General features: G+C 71.3%; 3 protein-coding genes and 1 pseudogene. All 4 read right to left on the reverse strand.

The genetic code is table 11. The annotated features are described in order from the left end of the window. The coding region (locus tag JWR86_RS04945) for a hypothetical protein (protein WP_299561588.1) at window positions 1-735 on the reverse strand (735 nt) is incomplete at its 3' end. A gap of 84 nt (window positions 736-819) precedes the next feature. Continuing rightward, window positions 820-2341 (reverse strand): annotated as a pseudogene (hisS, locus tag JWR86_RS04950) (histidine--tRNA ligase). Further along, window positions 2338-3453, reverse strand: a complete 1116-nt coding sequence (locus tag JWR86_RS04955) for a trypsin-like peptidase domain-containing protein (protein WP_299561591.1) — start codon at window positions 3451-3453, stop codon at window positions 2338-2340. The pseudogene hisS and the gene JWR86_RS04955 overlap by 4 nt, the downstream one beginning before the upstream one ends. Before the next feature lie 245 nt (window positions 3454-3698). After that, window positions 3699-4371 (reverse strand): aminotransferase class III-fold pyridoxal phosphate-dependent enzyme (locus tag JWR86_RS04960; protein WP_299561593.1); only part of this gene is annotated, 673 nt, incomplete at its 5' end.

The raw sequence follows: 4371 nt of genomic DNA on the forward strand, positions 1-4371 counted from the left end.
TGACGCACCCTCGCCCGGGCCGGCGGGCTGGGCCGCCGGCTTGCGGCCGCGGCGCGACATGGCGCCTTTGGCCACATCCGCGACCACGCCCCCGACCGCACCCACGGCCACCTGCGCGACCTCGCGCATGAGATCGCGGGCGCTGCCGGCGGCGTCGCCGGCGGCCTCACGGCCGTCGTCAAGCAGCTTGGAGCCCTGATCGGCGGCAGCAGACCCGGTCTCGACCATGCGGGCGCCGGCATCGGCAGCCGCGGCGCCGATCCGGGCGCCGGCATTCACCAGCGCGGACTTGGCGTCCTGGGCGGTCTCGGTTTCGGAGGCGGCCTTGGTGAGCGATTTCGCGACATAGATCAGCAGCTCGGCCACCATGACCCGGCCGATATCGGTGTTCAGCGCGCCGGCGATCTGCGTGCCGATGGTCTTGAAGGCGTCGCCGACCACGCCCGACACATTCGGCATGGACACGTCGGGGACCAGGGTGGAAGCGCGACCCCTGCCGGCTTTGAGCGCCTTGCGGGCCTTCTTGGCGGCCTTGGTGGACGGCTCGGCGACAGGAACGCGGACGGCTTCCAGCGAGGCCTTGCGCGTCTTGCGGACAGGCGCGGAGCGAGGCGCCGCGGCGGTCCGGCCCGAAGCCGAGGCCGAGGCCCGCGCCGGAGCCTTGGGGGCCTCTTCGGAGGCCTTGCCGCGACCCTTGCGGGTGGATTTCTCGTCCGTATCCTTCTTGCGCGCCATCGCCTTCACTCCGTGGTCAAGCTTGACCGGCTAACAGCGCACCCGCACCGTTGTTCCCCAGCAGTCAAGTAAAGGCGCCCTCCATCAACGGATTTTCTGCGCCGCGAGACGCTGCGTGATCTCGGTGACGAGATCCGCTTCCGGTACGGCCGCCTGTGCGAGGCGCGCGGCCCGATACTCGGCGTTGCTGCCCGGGCCGTCTTCCGCTCGGCGCGCGCCCTCGAGAAGATCCTTGATCTGCACCTCGCCGCGCTCCTTTTCCTGCGAGCCCTGGATCACTGCGAAGGGTGCCCCCCGGCGGTCGGCGTATTTCATCTGCGCCTTCATGCCGGCCTGGCCGAGATAGAGCTCCGCCGGAATGCCGGCGCCGCGCAGCGCCGAGACCATGCGCTGGTAGTCGCCGATCCGGTCGCGATCCATCACCAGCACCAGCACCGGACCGGTCCGGCTCTCGCCGGTCACGAGGGGAGATTGCACGTGCTGGAGCGCCGCGAGGAGGCGCGACACGCCGATGGAGAAGCCGGTGGCCGGCACCGGCGTGTCCCGGAAGCGGCCGACCAGTCCGTCATAGCGTCCGCCCCCGGCGACCGAGCCGAAACGCACCGTCTGGCCTTCGTCGTTGACGATCGGAAAGGTCAGTTCGGCCTCGAAGACAGGTCCCGTATAGTATTCGAGCCCGCGCACGACGGACGGGTCCATGGCGATGCGGTCGGGCCCGTAGCCGGCGGCACGCACCAGCGCCGCGATGGCGGCGAGTTCATCCGCTCCCGGCACGTTCTCCGGCACCTGGGCCAGCGCGCCGAGCACGGCGTCGATCTGCGACCTGTCGAGTTCCGCGCCCTTGGTGACGTCGCCGCTCTCGTCGCGTCGGCCGGGGCCGAGCAGGTCCGCCACGCCCTCCCGGCCGAGCCGGTCCAGCTTGTCGATGGCCCGCAGCACGGTCAGCCGGCGGCCGGCATTCTCGTCGCCGCCGAGGCCGATCGCCTCCATCACGCCGTCCAGGATCTTCCGGTTGTTGACCTTCACGACGTAATGCCCGCGCGGAATGCCGAGGCGCTCCAGGGTGTCCGCCATCATCATGCAGATCTCGGCATCGGCCGCCGGCGAAGCGGAGCCGATCGTGTCCGCGTCGAATTGCATGAACTGGCGGAAGCGGCCCGGGCCGGGCTTTTCGTTCCGGAACACCCAGCCTGCCCGGTAGGACCGGAAGGGCAAGGTCAGCGACTGCGCCTCGAGCCGCTCCGCGACGTGCCGGGCCAGGGGCGCTGTCAGGTCGTAGCGCAGGCTCAGCCACTGCTCGTCATCGTCCTGGAACGAGAACACGCCCTCGTTCGGCCGGTCCTGGTCGGGCAAGAACTTGCCGAGCGCGTCCGTGTATTCGATCAGGGGCGTCTCGATCTCCTCGAACCCGTACAGTTCGTAGGTGTCTCGGATCGCCTTCAGCATGCGGGACGTGGCCGCGAGATCGGCGGCGGGCCGGTCAGCGAAGCCGCGCGGCAGCCGGGCCTTCAGGGAATGGGTCATGGGGATCGAAAACGGAGAGAGTTGTGGCGCGGGATGCGCGCTTCTCTCTCTCCGGCCGGGAGAAGTCGAGTCGGCGGCTCAGCGCTGGCCGATATCGGCGATCTCGACCGCGACCTCCGCGCTGCGACTGCCGCGCAGCAATTCCAGCGTGACGCGCTGCCCGACCCCGGCCTGTTCGAGTTGCCGGGTGAGGTCGGCCAGGCGGCGCACGGGCTCGCCGTTCGCCTTCACGATGACGTCGCCGAGGGCATTGGTGGCCGGGTCGACACCCCGCAGCCCGGCCCGCGCGGCGGGCGACCCGGGCGTGGTCCGCACCACGACCACGCCCTCGACCCCGAGCCGCGTGGCCACCGTCTCGTTCGCGGCCACGATGCCGATCCCGGGCGTCGGCACGCGGCCGTCCCGGATCAGGGCGGCAGCGACGCGGTTCACCGAATCGATCGGGATCGCGAAGCCGATGCCGGCGCTGGCCCCCGAGGGCGAGTAGATGGCCGTGTTGACCCCGATCACGCGGCCGGCGGAATCCAAGAGCGGGCCGCCGGAATTGCCCGGGTTGATGGCCGCGTCGGTCTGGACCACGTCGGCGATCTCGCGGCCGCCGCTCGTCGGCAGCCGCCGCTTCAGCGCGCTGATCACGCCCGTGGTCAGGGACTGGTCAAGCCCGAAGGGATTGCCGATGGCGAAGGCGGATTGGCCGACCTGGAGGTCGGCCGAGCTGCCGACCAGGACCGGAGGCGGCAGGTCCGCGCCCGAGCGGATGCGGAGCACGGCCAGGTCGTAATTCGGTGCGAGCCCGACCACGTCGGCCCGCACCACGTCGCCCGAGGCGAGGCGGATCGCGACAGACCCGGCGCCCTCCACGACATGGGCGTTGGTGACGACGTGCCCTGCCCGGTCCCACACGAAGCCGGTGCCGGATTGCGAACCGCCCTCGCCACCCTCGCCCTGCCCTTCCCCGCCCGCGAAGGGGTTGGGCGCGCCGCCTGTGAGGGACACGACCTGGACCACGGACGGCGACACGGCGCGGAACAGCTCCGTGGTGGCCCGCTCCGCCGCCGCCAAGTCGCCCCGCGCCGCCACCGGGCGGGGCGCGTCGGAGGCGAAGATGGTCCGCTCCAGCCACGGCTGCGCGGCCATGGCGGCGAGGAGAAGCACGGCGACGACGAGAAGGGCGCGGGAGAAGCGGTCGGGCATGGAGAGCCAGCTGGGCTGCGGCCCGGCTGCCGGCCGCCTGGGTGAAAACCGAGCAGGGCCGAGGGTTCCAGCGCGGGCGGCTCCGGATCCCCGGCGCGGCGGACCCGTCCCGTGGCGCACCGTGCGCCGGCCGGGCCCAGCCCCGGGCTGAATGGCCCGAGCAGAGGCGCGGCTGCGTGCGCCGGCCGATGCCGAAACGGCCTCAGGTCACCCCGCGCCGAAGCGGCGCAGGGCGACCCGGAGGATCAGGCGACGGCCCGGATCGTCTTCGAGATCTTGTCGACGATTTCGCCGATCTGCTCCTCGGTGATGATCAGCGGCGGCGACAGGGCGAGCGTGTCGCCGCTGGCGCGGCACATCAGGCCGTGGTCCTGGAACGCCCGCTCCATGGCCTCGTAGCCGCGCTGGCCGAAGGCGTCCGGCCGCGAGGCGAGCTCGATGGCGCCCACCAGGCCGATGGTCCGAATGTCGAGCACGTTCGGCAGACCCTTGAGGCTGAAGATCGCGTCGGCCCAGACCTCCTCCAGCGACTTCGCGCGCTCGAACAGCTTCTCGTCCCTGTAGGTGTCGAGCGTGGCGAGGGCAGCCGCGCAGGCGAGCGGGTGGCCCGAATAGGTGTAGCCGTGGAACAGCTCGATGACGTGCTCCGGCCCCGTCATGTAGGCGTCGTGGATGCCCTTGCGGACGATCACGCAGGCCATCGGCACCGTGCCGGAGGTCACGCCCTTGGCGAAGGTGATCATGTCCGGCACGACGCCGTAACGCTCGGCCGCAAAGGCGTGGCCAAGACGGCCGTAGCCGGTGATGACCTCGTCGAAGATGAGCAGGATGCCGAAGCGGTCGCAGATCTGGCGGAGCCGCTTCAGATAGCCCTTGGGGGCGGCCAGCACGCCGGTCGAGCCCGCCATCGGCTCGACG

It is taken from the genome of Enterovirga sp., assembly GCF_028290205.1.
Lineage (GTDB): Bacteria > Pseudomonadota > Alphaproteobacteria > Rhizobiales > Beijerinckiaceae > Enterovirga.

Coding starts and splice junctions, on each gene's coding strand:
- JWR86_RS04955 (WP_299561591.1), bottom strand. CDS start 3,453: ATGCCCGACCGCTTCTCCCGCGCCCTTCTCGTCGTCGCCGTGCTTCTC.